Source organism: Azospirillum sp. B2RO_4 (assembly GCF_051124815.1).
Classification (GTDB): domain Bacteria; phylum Pseudomonadota; class Alphaproteobacteria; order Azospirillales; family Azospirillaceae; genus Azospirillum.
Window position 1 is genome coordinate 2,597,487 of sequence record NZ_CP118485.1, and the last position, 22,214, is coordinate 2,619,700.

General features: G+C 68.8%; 19 protein-coding genes. 5 read left to right on the forward strand and 14 right to left on the reverse strand.

Going from position 1 to position 22,214, the window contains the following annotated elements; all coding sequences use genetic code 11:
• The first annotated feature begins 36 nt into the window (after positions 1 to 36).
• Positions 37 to 1,275, forward strand: coding sequence for a class I SAM-dependent methyltransferase (locus PWS46_RS12475; protein WP_434615621.1), 1,239 nt, complete (start codon positions 37 to 39; stop codon positions 1,273 to 1,275).
• A 42-nt stretch (positions 1,276 to 1,317) separates the two neighbouring features.
• Here PWS46_RS12475 and PWS46_RS12480 read toward each other — a convergent pair whose 3' ends face one another.
• From PWS46_RS12480 to PWS46_RS12490, 3 genes are all read right to left on the reverse strand, one after another.
• The gene (locus PWS46_RS12480; RefSeq protein WP_434615624.1) at positions 1,318 to 2,700 is read right to left on the reverse strand and encodes an aspartate aminotransferase family protein; all 1,383 of its coding nucleotides are present in this window, start codon (positions 2,698 to 2,700) and stop codon (positions 1,318 to 1,320) included.
• A gap of 164 nt (positions 2,701 to 2,864) precedes the next feature.
• Positions 2,865 to 5,468: an ATP-dependent chaperone ClpB gene (clpB, locus tag PWS46_RS12485; RefSeq protein ID WP_434615627.1), complete on the reverse strand. Its 2,604-nt coding sequence runs from the start codon at positions 5,466 to 5,468 to the stop codon at positions 2,865 to 2,867.
• 262 nt (positions 5,469 to 5,730) lie between these two features.
• Positions 5,731 to 5,892 carry a hypothetical protein gene (locus PWS46_RS12490; protein ID WP_434615630.1) on the reverse strand — a complete coding sequence of 54 codons (162 nt, stop codon included), beginning with the start codon at positions 5,890 to 5,892 and terminating at the stop codon, positions 5,731 to 5,733.
• On the opposite strand from PWS46_RS12490, the gene PWS46_RS12495 reads away from it, so the two are divergent.
• Both PWS46_RS12495 and PWS46_RS12500 read left to right on the forward strand, forming a co-directional pair.
• Positions 5,891 to 6,367, forward strand: coding sequence for an NUDIX domain-containing protein (locus tag PWS46_RS12495; protein ID WP_434615633.1), 477 nt, complete (start codon positions 5,891 to 5,893; stop codon positions 6,365 to 6,367). The two genes, PWS46_RS12490 and PWS46_RS12495, sit on opposite strands and share 2 nt — an antisense overlap.
• Before the next feature lie 128 nt (positions 6,368 to 6,495).
• Positions 6,496 to 7,260, forward strand: a complete 765-nt coding sequence (locus PWS46_RS12500) for an MOSC domain-containing protein (RefSeq protein WP_434615636.1) — start codon at positions 6,496 to 6,498, stop codon at positions 7,258 to 7,260.
• A 10-nt stretch (positions 7,261 to 7,270) separates the two neighbouring features.
• Here PWS46_RS12500 and PWS46_RS12505 read toward each other — a convergent pair whose 3' ends face one another.
• Together PWS46_RS12505 and prmC are read right to left on the reverse strand one after the other, a co-directional pair.
• Positions 7,271 to 7,708 (reverse strand): DUF4167 domain-containing protein, encoded by a 438-nt coding sequence (locus tag PWS46_RS12505; RefSeq protein ID WP_434615639.1) that lies wholly within the window; start codon positions 7,706 to 7,708, stop codon positions 7,271 to 7,273.
• Between the two features lie 283 nt (positions 7,709 to 7,991).
• A complete protein-coding gene (gene prmC, locus PWS46_RS12510) occupies positions 7,992 to 8,840 on the reverse strand; it encodes a peptide chain release factor N(5)-glutamine methyltransferase (RefSeq protein WP_434615642.1) in 849 nt (282 codons plus the stop codon).
• A gap of 98 nt (positions 8,841 to 8,938) precedes the next feature.
• Between prmC and PWS46_RS12515 the strand changes: the two genes are divergently transcribed.
• Positions 8,939 to 9,337, forward strand: a complete 399-nt coding sequence (locus PWS46_RS12515) for an endonuclease domain-containing protein (RefSeq protein WP_434615645.1) — start codon at positions 8,939 to 8,941, stop codon at positions 9,335 to 9,337.
• An 18-nt stretch (positions 9,338 to 9,355) separates the two neighbouring features.
• Here the strand turns inward: PWS46_RS12515 and prfA are convergent, their stop codons facing one another.
• The 4 genes from prfA to PWS46_RS12535 all read right to left on the reverse strand — a co-directional run bounded on the left by prfA (position 9,356) and on the right by PWS46_RS12535 (position 14,301).
• The gene (gene prfA / locus PWS46_RS12520) at positions 9,356 to 10,429 is read right to left on the reverse strand and encodes a peptide chain release factor 1 (RefSeq protein WP_434615648.1); all 1,074 of its coding nucleotides are present in this window, start codon (positions 10,427 to 10,429) and stop codon (positions 9,356 to 9,358) included.
• Entirely contained in the window at positions 10,404 to 11,735 is a 1,332-nt protein-coding gene (hemA, locus tag PWS46_RS12525) for a glutamyl-tRNA reductase (RefSeq protein ID WP_434615651.1), read from the reverse strand. Before hemA ends, prfA begins: the two co-directional genes overlap by 26 nt.
• A 37-nt stretch (positions 11,736 to 11,772) precedes the next feature.
• Positions 11,773 to 12,942: a flavodoxin-dependent (E)-4-hydroxy-3-methylbut-2-enyl-diphosphate synthase gene (gene ispG / locus PWS46_RS12530; RefSeq protein ID WP_434615654.1), complete on the reverse strand. Its 1,170-nt coding sequence runs from the start codon at positions 12,940 to 12,942 to the stop codon at positions 11,773 to 11,775.
• A gap of 147 nt (positions 12,943 to 13,089) precedes the next feature.
• A complete protein-coding gene (locus PWS46_RS12535; protein ID WP_434615657.1) occupies positions 13,090 to 14,301 on the reverse strand; it encodes a RodZ domain-containing protein in 1,212 nt (403 codons plus the stop codon).
• A gap of 286 nt (positions 14,302 to 14,587) precedes the next feature.
• On the opposite strand from PWS46_RS12535, the gene PWS46_RS12540 reads away from it, so the two are divergent.
• On the forward strand, positions 14,588 to 15,076 hold the full coding sequence (locus PWS46_RS12540; RefSeq protein WP_434615660.1) for a hypothetical protein: 489 nt from the start codon (positions 14,588 to 14,590) through the stop codon (positions 15,074 to 15,076).
• Positions 15,077 to 15,084: 8 nt separating this feature from the next.
• Here PWS46_RS12540 and PWS46_RS12545 read toward each other — a convergent pair whose 3' ends face one another.
• The 5 genes from PWS46_RS12545 to PWS46_RS12565 form a co-directional block, all read right to left on the reverse strand.
• Positions 15,085 to 15,996: an NAD(P)/FAD-dependent oxidoreductase gene (locus PWS46_RS12545; RefSeq protein WP_434615663.1), complete on the reverse strand. Its 912-nt coding sequence runs from the start codon at positions 15,994 to 15,996 to the stop codon at positions 15,085 to 15,087.
• 308 nt (positions 15,997 to 16,304) lie between these two features.
• The gene (locus PWS46_RS12550; protein WP_434615666.1) at positions 16,305 to 17,642 is read right to left on the reverse strand and encodes an MmgE/PrpD family protein; all 1,338 of its coding nucleotides are present in this window, start codon (positions 17,640 to 17,642) and stop codon (positions 16,305 to 16,307) included.
• 29 nt (positions 17,643 to 17,671) lie between these two features.
• The gene (locus tag PWS46_RS12555) at positions 17,672 to 18,880 is read right to left on the reverse strand and encodes a CaiB/BaiF CoA transferase family protein (RefSeq protein WP_434615669.1); all 1,209 of its coding nucleotides are present in this window, start codon (positions 18,878 to 18,880) and stop codon (positions 17,672 to 17,674) included.
• A 22-nt stretch (positions 18,881 to 18,902) separates the two neighbouring features.
• Positions 18,903 to 20,108, reverse strand: a complete 1,206-nt coding sequence (gene pcaF / locus PWS46_RS12560; protein WP_434615672.1) for a 3-oxoadipyl-CoA thiolase — start codon at positions 20,106 to 20,108, stop codon at positions 18,903 to 18,905.
• 27 nt (positions 20,109 to 20,135) lie between these two features.
• Positions 20,136 to 22,205 (reverse strand): 3-hydroxyacyl-CoA dehydrogenase NAD-binding domain-containing protein, encoded by a 2,070-nt coding sequence (locus PWS46_RS12565; RefSeq protein WP_434615675.1) that lies wholly within the window; start codon positions 22,203 to 22,205, stop codon positions 20,136 to 20,138.
• Positions 22,206 to 22,214: the final 9 nt, after the last annotated feature.

Genomic DNA, 22,214 nt, shown 5'->3' on the forward strand with positions numbered 1-22,214 from the left:
GGTCGCCGCGCCCGTTTCCTATGAGCTGTCCCCCCCATGAGCATCGACGACCTGCGCGCCCAATACGAAGCCTATCCCTACCCGGCGCGCAATCCGGCCGACGAGGCCAAGCGGCTGGTCACCGGCTCGCCCAGCCATCTGGACGAGGTCGTTCAGCACGTCTTCGGCGGCCGGATCGACCATGGCAAGCCGCTGCGCGTGCTGGTGGCCGGCGGCGGCACGGGGGACGGCACCATCATGCTGGCGCAGCAGATGGCCGATGCCGGCAACCCCGGCCGCATAACCTACATCGACCTGTCCGACGCCAGCCGCGCCATCGCCGAGGCGCGGGCCAAGGCTCGCGGTCTGACCAACATCGACTTCCGCCGCGGCTCCTTGCTGGAACTGGACGAGGTGACGGCTGACGCCGGGCCGTTCGACTACATCGACTGCTGCGGCGTGCTGCACCATCTGGACGAACCGGCGGCCGGCCTGCGCTCGCTGGCCGGCGCGCTGGCGCCCGGCGGCGGCATCGGCATCATGGTCTACGCGCCCTATGGCCGCACCGGCGTCTATCCGATGCAGGAGGCGCTGCGCGGCATGACCGACGGGTTGCCGCCGGCCGAGAAGGTGGCGCTGGCCCGCCGGCTGATCCAGGCTCTGCCGCCGACCAACTGGCTGCTGAACAACCCGCACATCAGCGACCACCGGCTGGCCGACGCCAACCTGTACGACCTGCTGCTGCACAGCTGCGACCGTCCCTACAGCGTGCCGCAGCTGGCCGAACTGGCGGACAGTGCCGGGCTGGCCATCGCGACGCTGATCGACCCGCTGCGCTACGAGCCGTCGCTGTGGGTCAAGGACGCCCGCCTGCTGAAGCGGCTGGAGGGGATGGGCATGCTGGAGCGCGCCGCCTGGACCGAGCGCATCACCGGCGCCTTCACCAAGCACATCGCCTATCTGCTGCGCCCCACTGACATTGACGCCGCCCGCATCCTGCCGGACGGGGCCGACATGGTCCCGGTCCTGCGCGACATCGACGGGGCGACAGTGGCGAAGGCGGTGCCGCCCGGCGGCAGCCTGGAGTTCGACCTGATGGGCAGCGTGGTGGCGCTGCCCCTGCCCCGGCTGGCCGGCCCGATCCTGTCTAGGGTCGACGGCAAGACCAGCCTGGGCGCCCTTCACGCCGCCATCGAGCCGACGACGAAGGTGACCTGGGAGCAGTTCCTTACCCAGTTCCGCCAGTTGTTCGACGCGCTGGGCGGCCTGGGCAAGATGCATCTGCGGCGGGGTTAGGGCGCGACGCCCCACCCCCTCCGCCGATCCTTACCCCCGCCCTTACCCCCGCAGAACCGGCACCGCGGCGTCGAGCGCCTTGGTCAGTCGGTCGAAGGTCTCGTGGATCTCGGCTTCCGAGATCACCAACGGCGGACACAGCGCGATGGAATCGCCCATGGCCCGCACGATCAGGCCATTGTCCTGGGTCAGCCCGTTGACCACCGCACCGGCACGGCCGGCCGGGTCGAACGGGGCCTTGGTCGCCTTGTCGGCCACCAGTTCCAGCGCGCCGATCAGGCCGATGCCGCGGGTCTCGCCGACCAGCGGATGCTCGGCCAGCGCCTTCAATCGCGACTGGAAGGCCGGGGCGACCGAGCGGACATGGCCGACGATGTCGCGTTCCTCGTAGATCTTCAGCGTTTCCAGGGCCACCGCCGCCGCCACCGGGTGGGCGGAGTAGGTGTAGCCATGGCCGAAGGTGCCGATCTTCCGGCTTTCGTCGACGCAGGCGCGATAGATGGCGTCGGTCACCATGACGGCGGAGATCGGCAGATAGCCCGACGACAGCTGCTTGGCGCAGGTCAGGATGTCCGGCTGCATGCCCATGGTCTGGCTGCCCCAGAAATTGCCGGTGCGGCCGAAGCCGCAGATCACCTCGTCGGCGACCAGCAGGATGTCGTATTTCTTCAACACCGGCTGGATCTTGGCGAAATAGGTCTCCGGCGGCACCACGACGCCGCCGGCGCCCATGACCGGCTCGGCGAACATGGCGGCGATGGTGTCCGGCCCTTCGGCCAGGATCAGCGCCTCCAGCTGTTCGGCGAGGCGGGTGGCGAAGGCCTCCTCGCTCTCGCCCTCAAGGGCGTTGCGGTAGTGGTGCGGGCAGTCGCCGTGGATGATGCGGGCGATCGGCAGGTCGAAGTCGCGGTGGTTGTTGGGCAACCCGGTCAGGCTGGCGGTCGCCACCGTCACGCCGTGATAGGCGCGCTGGCGAGAGAGAATCTTCTTCTTCTCCGGCCGGCCGAGCGCGTTGTTGTAGTACCAGATCAGCTTGATCGCGGTGTCGTTGGCTTCCGAGCCTGAATTGGCGAAGAAGACCTTCGACATCGGCACCGGCGCCAGCCCGATCAGCTTTTCCGCCAGATCGATGCCGGGCTCATGCGACTTGTGGCCGAAGATGTGATAGGTCGACAGCTGCCGCATCTGCCTGGTCGCCGCCTGGACCAGCCGCTCCTCCCCCCAGCCGAGCGAGACGCACCACAGGCTGGCCATCCCCTCGATGTAATCCCGACCGCCGTCGTCGAAGACGCGGATGCCTTCGCCGCGCTCGATGATCATCGGCCCCTGCGTCTCGTGGGCATCCAGGTTGGTGTAGGGATGGAGGACGAAGGCCTTGTCGCGGCTGGCGGCGGAATTGCCGGCGGTGCTGACGGGAGCGGTCATGGAACTGGGCTTCCTGTTCGGGCGTTCGGGGGCACTGCCCGCCGTCCGCGAAGGATCGGCGGAAACTGTTCGATATGTTAAACAGTTCCGCCGATCATACGCACAGTTCAGCCACCCGACAAAGCTGCATCGCACTCATCGGTGCAATGCGGCCGGCACAGACGTCAGCCCTTGGCCACCAGCCCGCTGACCGGCTGGCCGTCGATGGTCAGGGAGCCGCCTTCCGCCCCGACCGCCACCGTCTGGCCGTCCTTGATGCGGCCTTCCAGGATCAGGGTCGCCATCGGGTTCTGCAGTTCGCGCTGGATCACCCGCTTCAGCGGACGCGCGCCGTACACCGGATCGTATCCGGCCTCGGCCAGCCATTCGGTCGCGGCCTCGTCCACCGTCAGCGTGATCTCGCGGTCGGCAAGCATCTTGGTCAGGCGGCCGAGCTGGATCTTGACGATGCCGCCCATATGCCGGCGGTCGAGCCGGTGGAACAGCAGGATCTCGTCCAGGCGGTTCAGGAACTCCGGCCGGAAATGGGCGCGGACGGCCTCCATCACCTCCTCGCGCACCGCAGCGCTATCCTGGCCCTCCGGCTGTTCGGCCAGCGCCTGCGAGCCGAGGTTGGAGGTCATGATGATGACGACGTTGCGGAAATCGACGGTGCGGCCCTGCCCGTCGGTCAGGCGGCCGTCATCCAGCACCTGCAGCAGCACGTTGAAGACGTCGGGATGGGCCTTCTCCACCTCGTCGAACAGCACGACCTGATAGGGCCGGCGGCGCACCGCCTCGGTCAGCGCCCCGCCCTCTTCATAACCGACATAGCCCGGAGGCGCGCCGATCATGCGGGCGACGGAGTGCTTTTCCATATACTCCGACATGTCGAGCCGGACCATCGCCGTCTCGTCGTCGAACAGGAACTCGGCCAGCGCCTTGGTCAGCTCGGTCTTGCCGACGCCGGTGGGACCGAGGAACAGGAAGGAGCCGATCGGACGGTTCGGGTCCTGCAACCCGGCCCGCGCCCGGCGCACGGCGTTGGACACGGCGACGATCGCCTCGTCCTGGCCGATCACCCGGCTGCGCAGCTTCTCCTCCATCGCCAGCAGCTTCTCGCGCTCGCCGGCCAGCATCTTGTCGACCGGCACGCCGGTCCAGCGGCTGACCACCGCGGCGATGTCGCCGTCGCGCACCTCCTCGTTCAGCATGCGGCTGCTGGCATGCTCCTCGGCATCCTTCAAGGCCTTCTCCAGGCCCGGAATGACGCCATAGGCCAGCTCGCCCGCGCGGCCCCAGTTGCCGTCGCGCTGCGAAGTCTCCAGTTCGGTGCGGGCCTTCTCCAGATCCTCCTTGATCTTCTGCGCGCCCTGCAGCTGGTCCTTCTCGGCCTGCCACTTGGCGGTCAACTCCGCCGACTCCTGCTCCAGGTCGGACAGCTCGCGCTCCAGGTTGGTCAGGCGGTCGCGTGACGCGGCATCCTGCTCGCGCTTCAGCGCCTCGCGCTCGATCTTCAGCTGGATGATGCGGCGGTCGAGTTCGTCGATGGCCTCCGGCTTGCTGTCCACCGCCATGCGCAGGCGGCTCGCCGCCTCGTCGATCAGGTCGATGGCCTTGTCGGGCAGGAAGCGGTCGGTGATGTAGCGGTTGGACAGGGTCGCCGCCGACACGATGGCACTGTCGGTGATGCGCACGCCATGGTGGACCTCATAGCGCTCCTTCAGGCCGCGCAGGATGGAGATGGTGTCCTCCACCGTCGGCTCCGACACGAAGACCGGCTGGAAGCGCCGGGCCAGCGCCGCGTCCTTCTCGATGTATTTGCGGAACTCGTCCAGCGTGGTGGCGCCGACGCAATGCAGCTCGCCGCGCGCCAGCGCCGGCTTCAGCATGTTGGAGGCGTCCATCGCGCCGTCCGACTTGCCGGCGCCGACCAGCGTGTGCAGCTCGTCGATGAAGACGACGATCTCGCCGGCCGCCGCCTGGATTTCCGACAGCACGGCCTTCAGCCGCTCCTCGAACTCGCCGCGATACTTGGCGCCGGCCACCAGCGCGCCGAGGTCGAGCGAGAGAAGCTGCTTGTTCTTCAGGCCTTCCGGCACGTCGCCCTTGACGATGCGCTGGGCCAGCCCCTCGACGATGGCGGTCTTGCCGACGCCCGGCTCGCCGATCAGCACGGGGTTGTTCTTGGTGCGGCGGGCCAGCACCTGGATGGTGCGGCGGATTTCCTCGTCGCGGCCGATCACGGGATCGAGCTTGCCGTCGCGCGCCGCGGCGGTCAGGTCGCGGGCGTACTTCTTCAGGGCGTCATAGCCCTGCTCGGCACTGGCGCTGTCGGCGGTGCGGCCCTTGCGGATGTCGTTGATGGCGGTGTTCAGCGCCTGCGGCGTCACGCCGGCCGACTTCAGCGCCTTGCCCGACGGGGTGCCGTCGGCCATGGCCAGCGCCAGCAGGATGCGTTCGGCGGTGACGAAGCTGTCGCCGGCCTTCTCGGCGACCTTTTCGGCCTGCTCGAAGACACGGGAGAGTTCGGGCGTCAGGTAGAGCTGACCGGCGCCGCTGCCCTCCACCTTCGGCAGCTTGTCCAGTTCGGCATCGACCGCCGACAGGGCCGCCTTCGGGTCGCCGCCCGCCGCACGGATCAGGTTGGCGGCAAGGCCTTCCTTGTCGTCCAGCAGGGTCTTCAGCAGATGTTCCGGGGTCAGGCGCTGATGCCCACGGCGCACGGCCAGGGTCTGCGCGGCCTGAATGAACCCGCGGCTGCGCTCGGTGTATTGCTCGAAATCCATGATGCTCCCCTTCTCCTGTCGACCGTCCGCTAGGCAGCCCGGCCAACTCGATCCCCCTGCTCGATCCACGCAACTGTGCGATCCGCAAGGATGCTGCCGAAGATGTAGGCGGGGCAAAGGGCCATGCAAGACCATCGGCACAGAAAGGTTATCGCAGGAGAAACGCTGCCGCCGCCCTCTCCGCCGGACTGCCTAGGACCGGGAAAAAGGGGTAGCTCCGGCACCGCCGATTGCCCCCCTACACGGCACGTGCCCGGCCCGGCTAGACTTCCGCCCGCCCGCCGTCCCAGCCGCCCGCCGTCCACGGGTCCTTCCGGATGTCCATCATGACCGATTTGGCCGCCTCCAGCACCAGCACGCGCACCGCCGCGCCCACCACGAAGCCGTCGCCGGTTCCTGCCCACCACGCCATGCCCAGGACCATGACGGCCCGCCTGCTTCGTCTCGCCTGGACGCTGCGCGGGGTCTGGCACCGGGTCGCCCGGCCGCTGACCATGGGGGTGCGGGCGATCATCATCGACGACTCGGACCCGGCCACCCCCTGTGTCCTGCTGATCCGGCACAGCTATGTCGATGGCTGGCACCTGCCGGGCGGCGGCGTCGACCGTGGGGAGACGCTGGTCGATGCCATGCGGCGGGAGGTGCGGGAAGAGGTCGGTCTGATCGCCGACCGCCCCGCTCAGCCTTTCGGCATCTACGCCCGCTTCCGCAACGGCGCGAGCGACCATGTGGCCGTCTATGTCGTGCGCGGCTGGAGCGGCAGCCCCAAGGCGGACGGAGTCGAGATCGTCGAGACCCGGTTCTTCCCGCTCGACCGGCTGCCGGCCGGGCTGTCGCCGGCCACCGGACGGCGGCTGGAGGAATTTCTGGGGCACCGCCCGGTCGCCGAACGCTGGTAAAGGCACCAGATTAGGGGGTGGAGCGGGCGACCGGGATGCTCCCGGCCGCCGATATCCCAGCCGTGGAGTGAGAAACAGGCACCGCATCGGTTGACAGGGACGCTCCAGCCCTTTCATTGTGCAGTGCAATGAATGCCACACTGACCGCCATCCGCCGCTATCCCGTCAAGGGCATGAGCGGCCAGGACCTTCCCGCCACCGACCTGACCGCCGGCCAGGCGATCCCGCTCGACCGCCGCTACGGCCTGCTGCACGGCCCGGCAGCCCTGGATACCGAAACGGAAGGCTGGCGCCTGCCGTCGGACTTCTTCACGCTGGACCGCACCGAAAAGCTGGCGGCGCTGCAGACAGAGTTCGACGAGGCCACGCGGGCCCTGATCATCCGCCGCGGCGGACGGCAGGTGTCGCGCGGCCGGCTGGACCAGCCGATGGGCCGCACGCTGCTGGAACAGTTCTTCGCCGCCTATCTGGCTGGGATCGTCCCCGGCATGCCCCGGCTGATCGAAGCGCAGCACGGCGCCTTCGGCAACAGCGAGGAGCCCTCGGTCACGCTGCTGAACCTCGCCAGCCTGCGCGATCTGGAAGAGCGGATCGCCAAGCAGCCGGTCGATCCCCGGCGGATGCGGGCCAACCTGCTGGTGGACGGCATCGATCCATGGGCGGAACGCGGCTGGATCGGCCGGACCCTGACCGTCGGTGACGCGACGCTGGAAGTGGTGGAGGCTCTGGACTGCACGCCCGGCAACGACGTGAATCCGGATAGTGGAGTCGCCGACCTCAGCCTGCCGAACATTCTGGAGCGCGGGCTTGGCCACAGCCAAATCCTGCTGCGTGCCCGGGTGATCGGCGGCGGCCGGATCGCGGTGGGCGACCCGGTCACGCCGCTCGAATAACCGTCAGGCATCAGGCGTTGACGGCCGCCCGCTCCTCGCCGTCGGTCTCGTCCTCGGAGCCCTGGTCGTCGTCATCGCCGGCATGCGAGGCGCTCTGCGGCTGATGACCATGGCCGTTGCCGGGCTGGCCGCCACGCTGGCGGTTTTCCGATTCCTGGATCTGGTTGATGATGCGGAGGTAATGCTCCGCATGCTGCAGGTAGTTTTCCGCCTGCACGCGGTCGCCGGACGACATCGCGTCGCGCGCCAGCGCCTGATACTTCTCCTGCACCTGCCACGCATTGCCGCGGATGCGGACGTCGGGGCCGTTGCTGTCGAAGGTCTGATGACGCAGCGGAACGTTCTGGCGCCGGCCGGCACCGCCGCCCCCGCCACCACCGCCGCCGCTGCCCCCGCCGCCGCTGTTGCCACGACCACGCGAACGCCTGGAGTTCGGTCCCTGTCTCATTCGGCTCTTAAGGCCCCATGCAAGAGAAGTGCAGTCCCCGGAACGCTCCGGCAGCCATCCGGCCTTGCGGCCCGGCCACCAAGCCCGCCATGGACGATTTCCATGGGTCGCTCACGGGGTTCAAACGACGCGTCCGCATCGCGTGCGGCAGGCCATGGCGGTCAGCGCTCGGCAGAAAACCATCCGAGATTCTTGCTCCGCAGGCCATAGGTTCGCGGTCGTGTACCGCACACTACCCGCCAAAGCCTGCCGATCCAACCGTTTTTTTGGGTAAACGGCCGCCTCACGACGCCTTTCGCGCCCTGACGCAGCGCTTTACCCCACCAAGGTCACACAGGATCGCAGTTTCCTTCAGCCCCTGCGCCTCGACCAGCGCCGCCACGTCCTCCGCCTGTCCCTGCCCGACCTCGAACGCCACCAGCCCGCCGGGCACCAGCAGGCGCGAAAGGTCGGCGGCGAGGATACGGTAAGGCTCCAGCCCGTCGGGTCCTCCGTCCAGCGCACGGAGCGGATCATGCTCCCGCACCTCCGGTTCCAGCGTGGCGATGTCGGCGCTGGGGATGTAGGGCGGATTGGACACCACGATATCGAAACGATCCTCGATTCCCTTGGCCCAATCGCCGGTCTGGAAGCGGGCGCGGTCTGCCAGCCCGTTGCGCTCGGCGTTCCCGGCCGCCGCCTCCACCGCCAGCGGGCTGAGATCGACGCCGAGACCGCTGGCGTTCGGCAGCTCCGACAGCAGCGCCAGCAGGATGCAACCCGTTCCGGTTCCGAAATCGATGAGCTTCAGATTGGCATTCCGGTCGGGGATGGCGGCCAGCACCGCCTCCACCACCGTTTCGGTGTCCGGCCGCGGTTCCAGCGTGTCCGAATTGAGGGCGAGGTCGATGGTCCAGAACTCCCGGTGACCCAGGATGCGCCCCACCGGCTCCCGCGCCGCACGGCGTTCGACCAGCGCCAGGGCGCGGGTGGCATCGGCGTCGGGGACAAGTTGTTCCGCCTTCGTAACGAAATCGGTGCGGGTGAGGGTCAGCGCATGTTCCAGCAGGTAGCGGGCGTCGAGGTCCGGCGTATCGACACCGGCCTCGCGCAGCCGCGCCTCGGCCTGCGCCCGCAGGGTGCGGAGGTTCATGATCGCATACCCCTCCCCCGCGACAACTGATCCCCTCCCCCGCCCAGCGGGGGAGGGTTAGGGTGGGGGCAAGCCGCCCACACATACGCACTCCCCCCATGCGCAACCCCGTCCTCAAACACCGCGCCCGCGGCATGCGCACGTTGCCGACCGACGCCGAACGGCGCCTGTGGCGATACCTGCGCAACAGTCAGCTTGGCGGCTGGCGGTTCAGGCGTCAGCATCCGATCCCTCCCTATATCCTTGATTTCGCCTGCCTGGAGGTCTGCCTCGCTGTCGAGGTCGATGGCGGGCAGCATGCGGACTCCGGCTATGACGATGCGCGCACGGCGTTTTTGACGGAGCGTGGCTGGCGGGTGTTGAGGTTTTGGAACATTGATGTTCTTCGCAACCCGGAAGGTGTAGCGGCGAATGTACTTGAAGCTTTGGGTGGGCGTAGAAACGCGGACACTTGCCCCCACCCTGACCCTCCCCCGCTGGGCGGGGGAGGGAATTAGGCGTCGAAGTCTGAAGCCTCACCCCAGCTCCGCCAGCCGGGCAGCCTCGTCCTCGGCGATCAGCGCGTCGACCAGTTCGTCCAGCGCCTCGCCGGCCATCACCTTGTCGATCTTGTAGAGCGTCAGGTTGATGCGGTGGTCGGTCACGCGCCCTTGCGGGAAGTTGTAGGTGCGGATGCGTTCCGAGCGGTCGCCGCTGCCGACCTGGTTCTTGCGGTCGGCGGCGCGGACGGCGTCCTTGGCGGCGCGCTCCATGTCGTACAGCCGGGCGCGCAGCACCTTCAGCGCCTTGGCCTTGTTCTTGTGCTGCGACTTCTCGTCCTGCTGACTCACCACCAGCCCGGTCGGCAGGTGGGTGATGCGCACGGCGCTGTCGGTGGTGTTGACCGACTGGCCGCCGGGACCGGAGGAGCGGAAGACGTCGATCCGCAGATCCTTCTCGTCGATGTGGATGTCCACCTCCTCCGCCTCGGGCAGCACGGCGACGGTGGCGGCGGAGGTGTGGATGCGGCCCTGGGCCTCGGTCGCCGGAACACGCTGGACGCGGTGGACGCCGGATTCGAACTTCAGCCGGGCGAACACGCCGCGGCCGGTGATGTTGGCGGTGGCTTCCTTGTAGCCGCCGATGCCGGTCTCGCTGACGTCCATCGCCTCGAACCGCCAGCCACGCAGGCCGGCATAGCGGCGGTACATCTCGAACAGCTCGGCGGCGAACAGCGCGGCCTCGTCGCCGCCGGTGCCGGCACGCACCTCCAGGATGGCATTCTTCTCGTCCGCCTCGTCCTTCGGCAGCAGCGAGATCTGCACCTTGCGCTCCAGTTCCGGAATGCGCTTGGTCAGGACGTGGAATTCCTCCTCCGCCATCGCCTTCATCTCGGGGTCGGCGCCCGCGTCGGCGATCATCTCCGCCAGATCGGCGGCCTCGGTGCGGCCCTTCTTCAGCTCCGCGATGGCCTCGGCGATCGGGGTGAGATCGGCATATTCCTTGGACAGCCGGGCGAAGTCGCCGGACTCGGTCAGGCCGGCCGCAAGCGTGTCGCGCAGCTCGTCATAGCGGGCCATCACCTTATCGAACTTCTCGTCCAGGCTCACGTCGCTCGTCCTTATCCCGTTCAGTCTCTTCCAGTGCCGCGCCCGTCACCCTGTCCAGCCCGAAAAGCCGGAACATCAGCCGTTCGGCCGCGGCCCGTTCGGCCAGCCCCTCGCCGCTGCCGTCGGCGGCCAGCGCCCGCAGCGCTTCCGACGGGGCGTGCAGCAGCCGGTTGACCAGCAGCCGCGTTGCCGACGCCGCGTCCAGGTCGGCATGCCCGGCCAGCAGGCGCCGCCGTTCCGCCTCGAAATGGGTGCGGAGCGCCGCCACGGCGGGCACCGCGGCGCGTTCCGCACGGTCGCGGGCGAAGGCGGCGACCGCCTCGTCCACGATCATCCAGGCCGCCTGGGTCGCCGCCTCGCGCCCGACGCGGCCCTGCAGCGCCACCCGCTCCAGATCGCCCAGATCATAGACGAAGGCGCCGTCCATGCCCGCCACCGCCGGATCGACGTCGGCCGGTATGGCGGCATCGACAATGAAGACCGGCCGGCGCCGGCGGCGCTTCAGCACAGCCTCCATCATCGGGGCGGTCAGGATATAGCGCCCAAGACCTGCCGCGGTCACCAGGATATCGGCGCCGGTCAGCGCCGTCTCCAGATCGGCCCAAGGGGCGAAATGCCCGTCGAGCCGCCGCGCCGCCGCTTCCGCCCGCCGGTCCACCGGCGCTGCGACCGTCAGCCGCGGCAGCCCGGCCTCGCGCAGCCCCTCCAGCACCAGGGCGCCCATGTCGCCCAACCCCACCAGCAGGGCGCCGCAACGCCTGATGTCGCCGTGCAGGTCGCGCGCCACCTGGATGGCGGCGGCGGCAAGCGAGGTGGCCCCCTCCGCGATGGGAGTCTCGCTGCGCACCCGCTTGGCGGCGGCATACGCGGCCTGCAGCACCGCCTCCAGTTCCGGCCCGGTCATGCCAGCGCCGGCGGCGCTGCGGTGGGCGGCCTTCAGCTGGCCGAGGATATGCGGCTCGCCGACGATCTGGCTGTCGAGCGAGCAGGCCACCGCGAACAGGTGGCGCACGGCGTCGATGCCGGTGCGGGTGTAGAGCTGCGGCGCCAGATCGGATGTCGCCAGCCCGGCGCGGTCGGCCATCGCCTCGGCAATCGCCAGCGCCGCCTCGTTCGGACGCTCGTGGACCGCCTGAACCTCCACCCGGTCGCAGGTGCTGAGCCACACCGCCTGCCCCACCCCGGCGGCGCGCAGCCGGTCCAGCATGCCCGCCACTTCCGCCTCGTCGGTGGACAGGCGGTCACGGACGACGCCGGAACAGGTCCGGTGGCTGGCGCCGATGACGAGGTAGGAGGTGGTGGTCACGCCTGGGGTCGCTGTCCCTGCCCGAATTCCGGGCAGCTTACTCCGCGGCGGGGGCCACGTCTCGCTTGGTTTCTCCGTTGGATTCGGCTTCGGCGGCCTCAGCCGCGGCCTTCGCCGCCTCGATCTCGGCGGCCTTCTTTTCGACCAGCCCGACCAGATGCTGGACGATGTCCTGGTCCTTCAGCCGGTGGTCGGTGACGCCGGACAGATAGACCTGATGGGTGTTGTTGCCGCCGCCGGTCAGGCCGATGTCCGTCTCCCGCGCCTCGCCCGGACCGTTCACGACGCAGCCGATCACCGACAGGGTCAGCGGCGTGGTGATATGGGCCAGCTTCTGCTCCAGCAGTTCCACCGTCTTGATGACGTTGAAGTTCTGCCGGGCGCAGCTGGGGCAGGAGATGACGGTGACGCCGCGCCGGCGCAGGCCCAGCGACTTCAGGATGTCGTAGCCGACCAGGACCTCTTCCGACGGATCGGCCGACAGCGAGACGCGCAGCGTGTCGCCGATGCCCGACCACAGCAGCATGCCGAGCCCGATCGACGATTTCACCGTCCCGGCGCGCAGACCGCCGGCCTCGGTGATGCCGATGTGCAGCGGGTAATCGCAGGCCTCCGCCAAGCCCTGGTAGGCGGCGACGGCCAGGAAGGCATCCGACGCCTTCACCGAGATCTTGAACTCGCGGAAATCGTTGTCTTCCAGGATCTTCGCGTGGTTCAGCGCACTCTCGACCATCGCTTCCGGGCAGGGCTCGCCGTATTTCTCCAGCAGGTCCTGCTCCAGCGAGCCGGCATTGACGCCGATCCGCATCGAACAGCCATGGTCCTTGGCCGCCTTCACCACCTCGCGCACCCGCTCGGCCGAGCCGATGTTGCCGGGGTTGATGCGCAGGCAGGCGGCGCCGCTCTCCGCCGCCTCGATGGCGCGCTTGTAGTGGAAATGGATGTCGGCGACGATCGGCACCTTCACCTGCCGCACGATCTCCTTCAGCGCCAGCGCCGACTCGCGGTCGGGGCAGGACACGCGGACGATGTCCGCCCCCACCCGCTCGGCCGCCTGGATCTGCTCCACCGTCGCCTTCACGTCGGTGGTCGGCGTGTTGGTCATCGTTTGGACCGAGATCGGCGCATCGCCGCCGACCAACACGTTGCCGACGCGAATCTGGCGCGATTTGCGGCGAAGGATCTGGCGGTAGGCGCGGACGGTCATCTCAGGTCAGCCTCTGGACAGCGGAAAGCAGTGCCGGTTGCCGCATCCTAGCGCAGCCGGCGTCAGGCCAGAAGTGCGCTCCGGCGCCCGGGATTCAAGGGTGGTCAGTGGTGCAGCGCCGGCCATGCATGGCCGGCACACACCGGTTCAGCGCCGCACCACCCCGTGGGCGTCGATGGTCACGTCTCGCAGAACCTGTCCGACCGACCCCAAAGGCGGGCTCTCGCCGCCGTCGGCCATCACCACCAGCCCGCCGGCGTTGCCGGTGCGGATCTTCACGTTCGGCTTGTCGGGAACGCGGAAGGTGTCGCCCGGCTTCAGCACGCGGGTGAAGACGATGTCGCCGCCGTCGCGCACCTGCAGCCAGCTGTCCTGCGTCGCCTTCAGGATCAGCTTCGCGTTGGTGTTCAGCGTGCCGTACACCTTGCCGTTGGCCGGCACCGTCGCCGTCGGGGTGGCCGGCGCGGTGGGCGGCGCCGTCGCGGCGTTCAGCGGAGTCGGATCCTGCGGGGAGGCCTCGTCATCATCCTCCGCCGGCGGGGCCGGCACATTGACGATGCCCTGCCCTGCGCTTGCCGCAGCGGGCGCGGACGCGGCCGGAGCTTTCGCGGCAGGCTGCCCAGGCACCGGCAATGCCGCGGACGGCGCCGACGCGACGGCCTGCGGATTGCCGGCTGCGGGCGAAGTGGTGGACGGGGACGTGGTGGACGGGGAAGGCGCGGCAGGAACGGTGACGGCGGACGGCGGAACCACGGCGGGAGGTGCCGAAGTCGACGCAGGCGGAGCGGACGCGATCACCGGGGTGGACGCCTCGGGAGCGGCTGCCGGCTGCCCCGGCGCGCCGGCTGACTGGTCCGGAGCCTGCTCCGCCGGCTTGGTCGGCACGCCGTCCAGCAGCGAGACCAGACGATCCGGCAGCGCCGGCACAAGATCGGCGACCGACCGGTCGGTGGCCGACAGATAGTACCAGCCACCATAGACGATGCCGGCCAGCACCAGCGTGCCGAGCAGCAGGGTCCCGCCGGAGGCGCGCCCTTCGGCCGCCGGTGTCGGCAGATACAGCTCCTGCCGGCGGACGGTGCCGGCCGCCTCCTCCTTGTAGCGGGTGACGACCATGTCCGGGTCCAGCCCCAGGCACTCCGCGTAGGAGCGCAGGAAGCCGATGGCATAGGTGCTGCCCGGCAGTTCCTGATACCGCCCTTCCTCGATCGCCAGCAGGTAAGGATAGCGGATGCGCAGCATCGTCGCGACGTCGCGCAGGTCGTAGCCATGCGCCATGCGCGTCTCGCGCAGAGTCTCGGAGACGGAGGGACCGGACGGAGCCGGATCGAAATCGTCGAAAACCTTGCGCTTGGCCATAGGCTCGCCATCTGCTCGCAACTTGCCCGCACACCCAAAAAGCATGCGAAGCGGGGGCATCCGTGCGGATGCAACTGGCGAAATGGGTACGACATGCCGACCCCATGGCGCAACCGCAATGACCGCGGGGCATGGGGTGCGGGTCGTGACAAACGGCGCAATCCCATCGGCACGGGTCGCCACGCTGTCGGATTGGTGTCAGCCTTGGCTGATGTCGGTGGTGGATCGGGTGTGCACACTCTGACATCACCGCCTTCAAGCCTGCTACTCCACCGGGAGACGCAAGATGAAACGGGCAATCGCGGCGGCATTTCTGTTCGCGGGTCTTCTGTCGGCATCGGTTGGCGACGCGACCGATCTTCACCGGTTCTGGGAGCAGACCTGCGGTGATTGCCATCGCCATGCCGGTCCCTTCGCCCGGCGGTCCCTGACCGTGGTCGACGGAAAGCTCCAGGGAGTCCATCACAAGGACGATCTGCCGGTCTTCCTGCGCAACCACCATCTGCCGGACAACCTCGTCCAGCCGATGTACGAGATGCTGCTCGCCCAGGCCGGCACGCCACCGCGCTTCCAGGAGCGGTGCGGCCGCTGCCACGAATCCGCGGCCGATCTGGTTCGGGAGTCGCTGGTGGTCCGGGACGGCGTGCTGCAAGGGCGGGAGAGCGGCCGGCCGGTTGCCCAGTTCCTTCCCCGCCATGCCAGACTGGGCCTGGCGCCGGAGGAGGTGAGCTTCTTCACCGATCTGCTGACCCGCGTCGAACGCGAGGTTCATTGACCGCAGTGTCAGTCCAGATTTCGCAGGTCGTTGTGGATGGCGGTGGCGGCGATGGCGGCCTCTCCCATGGCGACGGCGATCTGGTTCAGCGTGGAAACGACGTCGCCGGCGGCATAGAAGCCGGGGACGGAACTGCGCTGATGCCGGTCGACGACCAGACGGCCGTCCCCGTCCATGGCGGCGCCGAGCCGCTGCGCCAGCCCTGAGCGAGCGGTGATGCCGAGGGCGGAGTAGAGCGTGTCGAAGTCGAGGATTTGGCCGTTGTCCAGGGTCAGGCGGGTGCTGAGATCCTTACCGGCGGCGACGGCGGTGACCGGCTCTTCGATCACCGCGATGCCGGCGGCCTCCAGTTCGCCCCGCTCCTCCACCGGCAGGGCCATCGGCTCGCCCAGCGTCAACAGGGTGACATAGGGGCTGTAGGTACGGATGAAGCGGGCTTCGCCGACGGCCTGGGCGCCGTGCCCGAGGACGGCGATGCGCCGGTCGATCACCTCGTACCCGTCGCAGATCGGACAGACGCGGATCAGGCCGCGCTGCATCGCCTCATAGAGATGGGGCATCCGCGGCTGACCGTCGATCACGCCGGTAGCGAGCAGCACGGATGCGGCGTCGATCTCTCGACCATCGCCCAAGCCGGCACGAAAGCCGCGGCCGTCCGGCAGCCGCTCCAGCGCCGCTACCGACCCCGTCTCGATGCAGGCACCGTAGCTTTCGGCCTGAGCGCGGATACGCGTCAACAGGTCGGTGCCGCGGATGCCGCCGGTGAACCCGGCAAGATTGTGGGATGTCGGAATCCAGGCGCAGCGACTCTTCGCCTCGTCCACGACCAGGGCCTTGCGGCGATAGCGCGCGAGATAGATGGCGGCGGTCAGTCCGGCGGGGCCACCGCCGACGATCAGGCAATCGAGCATGGCCGGCATCACGGTCCTTGTCCTGGACGGGGCCGACAAGAGGCACCCTTGGCTTCCTAGACAAGCGCATCGGCCGGAAGTCACGCCCACCAGTAAAAATGCGCACAGCAAAAGGCCCGCTGAGCATATGCTCAGCGGGCCTTTTGCTGGTTTGGTTGCGGGGGCACGCACCCACCGAGAGTTGAGGCTGCCAACGATCCCTATCTAACCACAAATCCTGCTCTGCACCTTGGCGCGGCTAGTCATGTAGCGATAATCGCGACATCATAACGAATGGGAAAGCATATCAATATATTGAAAATCAAACTATTCTCTTTCTAGGAATTTACTTCTCGAGGAATAAAATCTTGGTTCAAAATTATATCCATGAGCCGATTTGACTCTTTTTCACTGAGTACGCTTGCAGCCAACTCTTCGTATTTTTGGATTATTTCCTCGTTCGTCAGCGGAGCTTCCGGATCACCCTTGCGCACATGCTGAGTGTGGTGAATTTCCCGGCCGTCGTGCAACCGCACCGCAAGCCGGGCCATCCGGCGACGGGGATACGCTGCAGACAGGTCCGGCGCCTCCGTGACGGCGATCCGCTGCATCAGCGCGCGGATATCCGCCCGCGCCAGCGTCTCAGGTTCGAAGGCCGCCAGACGGACGGCGCCGGTCAGCATCTGGGCGGCGAGGCAATATTGCAGGCTGAAGCGGGCTTCCTGGGCGGAAACCGGCGTGGGTCGGTCGCACATCTGGGCGGTGGCGGCATAGCCTTCGACCATGATCGACGCGATGTCGTCGGGGGACAGTGCCTCCGCCTCCATGATCGCACGCAGCCCATCCAATGCCGGGAAGATGTGGCCGCAACAGCCGTGGTTCTTGACCGTCATGCGCGTGATCGGCGTCCATTGCCCACCCCCCTCCAGTGCCGCGTCCCAGTCGCCGGTGGAGTCACTCGTCGCCGCCGCGTAGCCCTTTGCACCGTCGAGCGCGCCGGGAGCGGCGGTTACCCCCGCCGCCGCCGCGAAGGCCGCCAGAAGGCCCGCATCGGCGGCGTGACCGGGATGCATGGCCTTGGCCATGCCTTCGCCCTGAAGGTTCTGCTGGTGCCCACCGGCAAAACTTGTGGCAAGGCCGATGGCATGGCCGATGGCCGTTGCGTCGCAATCCAGCAGAACCGCACCCGCCACGGCGGCGCCGATGGTGCCTACCGTCGACGTAATGTGCCAATGGACATAATGGCTTGGCTGGATCGCAAGCGAGACCCGGCAGCCGACCTCGTAGCCGGCGATCAGGGCACGGTGGAACCGCTCCAGCGGAAGCCCGCGGTCCTGGGCCAGCGCCAGGGCCGCGGCGACCGTCGGGCTGCCGGGATGATAGCCGCCGTCGCGGAAGATGTCGTCGAATTCAACAGTGTGGCTGGCGACAGCATTGATCAGAGCGGCATGCCGGGCGGTGCCGGGCCGACCATCCACATAGCACCAGGCGCCGCCCGTGCCCCGCTGCGACGCCAGCGCGCCGGCCAGCAAGGTCGCCGGTGGCTGCACGCAGCCCGGCAGCGTGGTGGCGAACCAATCCAGAAGCGCGCGCCGCGCCGCCCATTCGACATCCGCATCCAACGGCCGGTGCCGCCAGTCCGCTGCGATCGCGGCCAACTCCTTTACTGCGTCCATCGGCTTTCCCCTTTTTTCCGGCGGCGGCTTCAGCGCCCGCCTTGATCGTCGATCGCCCCGGCGCGGCGCAGTCGCGCGATGTCCCCGTCGGCATAACCCAACCCATGCAGGATGTCGGCGGTCTGCGCGCCCACCGGCTGCGGCGGCATGGTCAGGCCGGGCGGGCTGGCGGACATGGTGAAGCCCGCGACCGGTACCGTCAGCCCGTCAAGGACGCTGCCCGGCGCCTCATGGCGGTGCAGCAGTCCGCGCGCCGCCGCCTGCCCGTCCGCCAGCGCCTCCTCCAGACGGCGCACGCGGGCGGCCGGGATGCGGTGCTCCGTCAGAAAAACCTCCCACTCCGCCGCCGTCCGGGTGCCGAGGATATCCACGAGCGCCGCCCGCTCCTCCGCGAAGGCATCCAGACGCGCAGCGTTGTCCTGTTTTATCAGGTCGGCACGGCCGAGCGCCCGCCACAGCCGCTCCTGCTGGCGCAGGTTCGAGGCGCTCACCATGATCGGGCCGTCGGACGCCTCGTAACAGCCGATGGTGGCGAAGGGATACTGGTTCCCCTTGGGCTTCGGCCTGCTGCCGTTCCACAGATGGCCGGTGACATAGGGGCTGCACAGCATCAGGGCCACGTCGTGCATCGACACGTCGATGTGCTGGCCCCGCCCACCGTTGCGTTCCCGCTGGAACAGTGCCGCAGCGATGGCGAAGGCCGCCGTGGTGCCGGTGGCATAATCGACGACCGGTGCCCCGCATTTCAACGGCCCGCTTTCGGATGTTCCGGTCATCGCCATCATGCCGGAATAGGCCTGGATGACGCCGTCATAAGCGGTCTGTTCGCGGCGCGGGCCCGTCTGTCCGAAGCCTGAGATCGAGCAGTAGATCAGGCCGGGATTGAGTCGGGACAGATCGCCATATCCCAGCCCGAGCGCCTCGAAGGCGCCTGGACGATAGTTCTCGACGAAGACGTCCGCCGTTTCGATCAGGCGCTTCAGGATGACGCGCCCGGCCTCGGTCTTCAGATCGACGGCAAGGCTCGCCTTGCCGGACCCCTGCGCCAGATAGGCGGTGCCCAGCCCGACGGCGTCGAGGGCGCGGTCGGCCCCCTGCCGGCGTGACTGGTCGGGATCGCCGGGCGCCTCGACCTTGATAACCTCGGCGCCCAGCACCGCGAGCTGATAGCTCGCGAAGGGACCGGCCAGCACATGCGTGGTGTCGATGATGCGCAGCCCGTGCAATGCCTTCGTCACCGGCGTCTCCCGCTCGCGTGTTTCAAACCCGTTCCAGAATGACGGCGATGCCCTGGCCGACGCCGATGCACATGGTGCACAGCGCATAGCGTCCTCCGCTCCGGTGAAGCTGGTGAACGGCGGTCAGGGCAAGCCGTGCGCCTGACGCGCCCAGCGGGTGACCGAGCGCGATGGCGCCGCCGTTGGGATTCACCCGTGGATCGTCGTCGGCAAGCCCAAGGTCGCGCAGGACCGCCAGCCCCTGTGCAGCGAACGCTTCGTTCAGCTCGATGACGTCGATGTCCGCCAGCGCCATGCCGGCGAGCGCCAGCACCTTGCGCGTGGCCGGGGCCGGTCCAATGCCCATGATGCGCGGCGGAACGCCGGCCGCCGCCATCGCCACAACACGGGCGCGCGGCGTCAATCCGTTGCGGGCCGCCGTTCCCTCGTCGGCCAGGATCAGCGCGCAGGCGCCGTCGTTCACGCCGCTGGCATTGCCGGCGGTGACCGTACCGTCCGGGCGCACCACCCCCTTCAGCCTGGCCAGCGCCTCCAGACTGGTGGCGCGGGGGTGCTCGTCCCGGGTTACCAGGATGGGATCGCCCTTCTTCTGGCGAACCGGCACCGGAACGATCTCGGCATCGAACACTCCCGTCGCCTGCGCCGCCAGCGCCTTCTCCTGGGAGGCGAGCGCCATGCGGTCCTGGGAGAGCCGGTCGATGCCGAAATCGGTCGCGACATTCTCCGCCGTCTCCGGCATCGAATCGACGCCATGGCGCTCGCGCATCAGCGCGTTGACGAAACGCCAGCCGATGGTGGTGTCCTGCAGGCTGGCGTCGCGCGAGAAGGCGGTCGCCGCCTTGGGCATCACGAAGGGCGCGCGGCTCATGCTTTCGACGCCGCCGGCGATCATCAACACCGCCTCACCGCTTTTGATTGCCCGCGCGGCGGTGCCGACGGCATCGAGCCCCGACCCGCACAGCCGGTTGACGGTCGAGCCGGAGACGCCGACCGGCAGCCCTGCGAGCAGTGCCGCCATGCGCGCGACGTTGCGGTTGTCCTCGCCCGCCTGGTTGGCGCAGCCGAGGATGACGTCGGTCACCGCCTCCCAATCGACGGATGGGTTGCGCGCCATCAGCGCGGCCAGCGGGATGGCGGCCAAATCGTCGGCGCGCACCGCCGACAGCGCCCCGCCATAACGGCCGAAGGGCGTACGGATGCCGTCGCAGATGAAGGCGTGGGAAGTCATTGCGGATCTCCGGATGGGCGGATTGGGTCAGCCAGCGGTTTGGCCGGGAAGGAGGTCGAGAAGCGGGCCGGAATCGGCACGGGTGAAGCCGGATCCGCTGAGGCCGGCCAGCCAGTCGAGGTCGCGCTCCAGCGCCTCGCGGCCAAGCTCGCGGGCCAGGAAGACGGGACCGCCCTCCCAGCGGGGAAAGCCGTAGCCGTTGACGAGCACCAGATCGACATCCTCCGGCCGCGCAGCGACCCCCTCGGCCAGCAGATGCGCCGCCTCGTTCATCATGGCCAGCAGGGCTCGGCGCCGGATCTCGTCATCGTCCAGGGTCCGCCGCGCGATGCCCTTTTCAGCGCTGGCACCGTCGATCAGGTCGCGGACGGCGGGGTCGGGCTGCCGCCCCCTGCCGCCGTCGGCGTAGCGGTAATAGCCGGCCCCGGTCTTGCGGCCCAGCCGGCCGGCCTCGCACAGCCAGTCGGGAACGGTGACGTAGCGTGCCTGGGGATCGCGGGTCGCCGCCTGTGCCTGCCGCATGCGCCACGCGATGTCGAGGCCGGACAGGTCCGCCACCGCGAAAGGACCCATGGCGAAGCCGAAGGATTCCAGCGCCGCGTCCACCTGTTCTGGGTAGGCGCCCTCCTCGATCATGAATTCGCACTGGCGGCGGTAGGCGGCATAGATGCGGTTGCCGATGAAGCCGAAGGCGTTGGCGGTGAGCACCGGCAGCTTGCCGAGGCGCTTGGCGACAGCCAGCCCGGTGGCGAGCGCGTCGGCGTCGCTCGCGGCGCCCCGCACCACCTCCAGCAGCCGCATGACGTTGGCCGGGCTGAAGAAATGCAGGCCGATGACGTCTTGGGGCCGCGCCGTGACCGCCGCGATGGCGTCGAGATCGAGGTAGGAGGTGTTGGACGCCAGCACCGCCCCCGGACGCGCCACGGCGTCGAGCCGGCGGAACACCTCTTGCTTGACCGCCAGATCCTCGAACACCGCCTCGATGATGAGATCGGCGTCGGACAGCAGAGTCCAATCGGTGCCGGCGGTCAGCCGTGCCTCGCGGTCGGCCGCCACGGCTCCGTCGAGCTTACCCGCCGCGACCCGGCCGGCATAATGGTCGGCGATGCGTTGAACGCCGCGCTCCAGCGCCGCGTCGTCGCGCTCGACCAGCACCGCCTGGAAACCGCCGTCGAGAGCCGCGATGGCGATGCCCGTCCCCATGGTGCCGGCGCCGACGATGCCGATGCGCCCGACCCGACGCGGGGCAAAGCCGGCCAGATCGGGATGCCGCGCCGACTCCCGTTCGGCGAAGAACAGATGGCGCAGCGCCTTGGCATCGCGCGAAATCCGCAGCTCCTGGAAAGCGGCACGCTCCCGCGCCAGCCCCTCGTCGATGGGCAGCAGGGCGGCGGCGGCCACCGTCTCGACGGCGGTGCGCGCCGCAGGACGGTTGCGACCGGCCTTCAGCGCGTCGCGCGTGGCGGCGGCGACCTCGGCCTCATCCGACGCCGGTACGGCGCGGTCGCGGACGCGGTTCTTGCGGCCGTCGAGCCGGCGGGCGAAGGCCACCGCCGCCGCGCGAAGGTCGCCGTCCACCACCTCGTCCACCATGCCGAGCGCCAGGGCTTTCGCCGCCGGCACCCGCTCGGCCGACGCAATCAGGCGGATGGCGGCGGGAACGCCGACGATCCGCGGCAGACGCTGGGTGCCGCCGGCCCCCGGAACGATGCCGAGCGAAACCTCCGGCAGCCCGACCATCGTTCCGGCGAGGGCGATGCGGCCGTCGCAGCCGAGCGCCAGTTCGAAGCCACCGCCCAGTGCCGCGCCATGCAGCGCCGCGACCACCGGCTTGCCGCAGGTCTCGATGGCCGCGATCACCGCCGGCAATTGCGGCTCCTGCAGAGGCAGATCGAATTCCCGCAGGTCGGAGCCGGTGATGAAGGTCTTTCCGGCGCCGATGACGACCGCCGCCAGGATGGCAGCGTCGCGACCGATCTCCTCGACGGCGGCCAGCAGGCCCTGGCGGACCGCCGCGGAGCCGGCGTTGATGGGCGGATTGTCGATGACGATGACGGCGATGTCACCGTCCCGTTCGATACGGATTGCTTCGGTCATGGTCTGCGT

Coding starts and splice junctions, on each gene's coding strand:
- PWS46_RS12475 (WP_434615621.1), top strand. CDS start 37: ATGAGCATCGACGACCTGCGCGCCCAATACGAAGCCTATCCCTACCCG.
- PWS46_RS12480 (WP_434615624.1), bottom strand. CDS start 2,700: ATGACCGCTCCCGTCAGCACCGCCGGCAATTCCGCCGCCAGCCGCGAC.
- clpB (WP_434615627.1), bottom strand. CDS start 5,468: ATGGATTTCGAGCAATACACCGAGCGCAGCCGCGGGTTCATTCAGGCC.
- PWS46_RS12495 (WP_434615633.1), top strand. CDS start 5,891: ATGACGGCCCGCCTGCTTCGTCTCGCCTGGACGCTGCGCGGGGTCTGG.
- PWS46_RS12490 (WP_434615630.1), bottom strand. CDS start 5,892: ATGGTCCTGGGCATGGCGTGGTGGGCAGGAACCGGCGACGGCTTCGTG.
- PWS46_RS12500 (WP_434615636.1), top strand. CDS start 6,496: ATGAATGCCACACTGACCGCCATCCGCCGCTATCCCGTCAAGGGCATG.
- PWS46_RS12505 (WP_434615639.1), bottom strand. CDS start 7,708: ATGAGACAGGGACCGAACTCCAGGCGTTCGCGTGGTCGTGGCAACAGC.
- prmC (WP_434615642.1), bottom strand. CDS start 8,840: ATGAACCTCCGCACCCTGCGGGCGCAGGCCGAGGCGCGGCTGCGCGAG.
- PWS46_RS12515 (WP_434615645.1), top strand. CDS start 8,939: ATGCGCAACCCCGTCCTCAAACACCGCGCCCGCGGCATGCGCACGTTG.
- ispG (WP_434615654.1), bottom strand. CDS start 12,942: ATGACCGTCCGCGCCTACCGCCAGATCCTTCGCCGCAAATCGCGCCAG.
- PWS46_RS12535 (WP_434615657.1), bottom strand. CDS start 14,301: ATGGCCAAGCGCAAGGTTTTCGACGATTTCGATCCGGCTCCGTCCGGT.
- PWS46_RS12540 (WP_434615660.1), top strand. CDS start 14,588: ATGAAACGGGCAATCGCGGCGGCATTTCTGTTCGCGGGTCTTCTGTCG.
- PWS46_RS12545 (WP_434615663.1), bottom strand. CDS start 15,996: ATGCCGGCCATGCTCGATTGCCTGATCGTCGGCGGTGGCCCCGCCGGA.
- PWS46_RS12550 (WP_434615666.1), bottom strand. CDS start 17,642: ATGGACGCAGTAAAGGAGTTGGCCGCGATCGCAGCGGACTGGCGGCAC.
- pcaF (WP_434615672.1), bottom strand. CDS start 20,108: ATGACTTCCCACGCCTTCATCTGCGACGGCATCCGTACGCCCTTCGGC.
- PWS46_RS12565 (WP_434615675.1), bottom strand. CDS start 22,205: ATGACCGAAGCAATCCGTATCGAACGGGACGGTGACATCGCCGTCATC.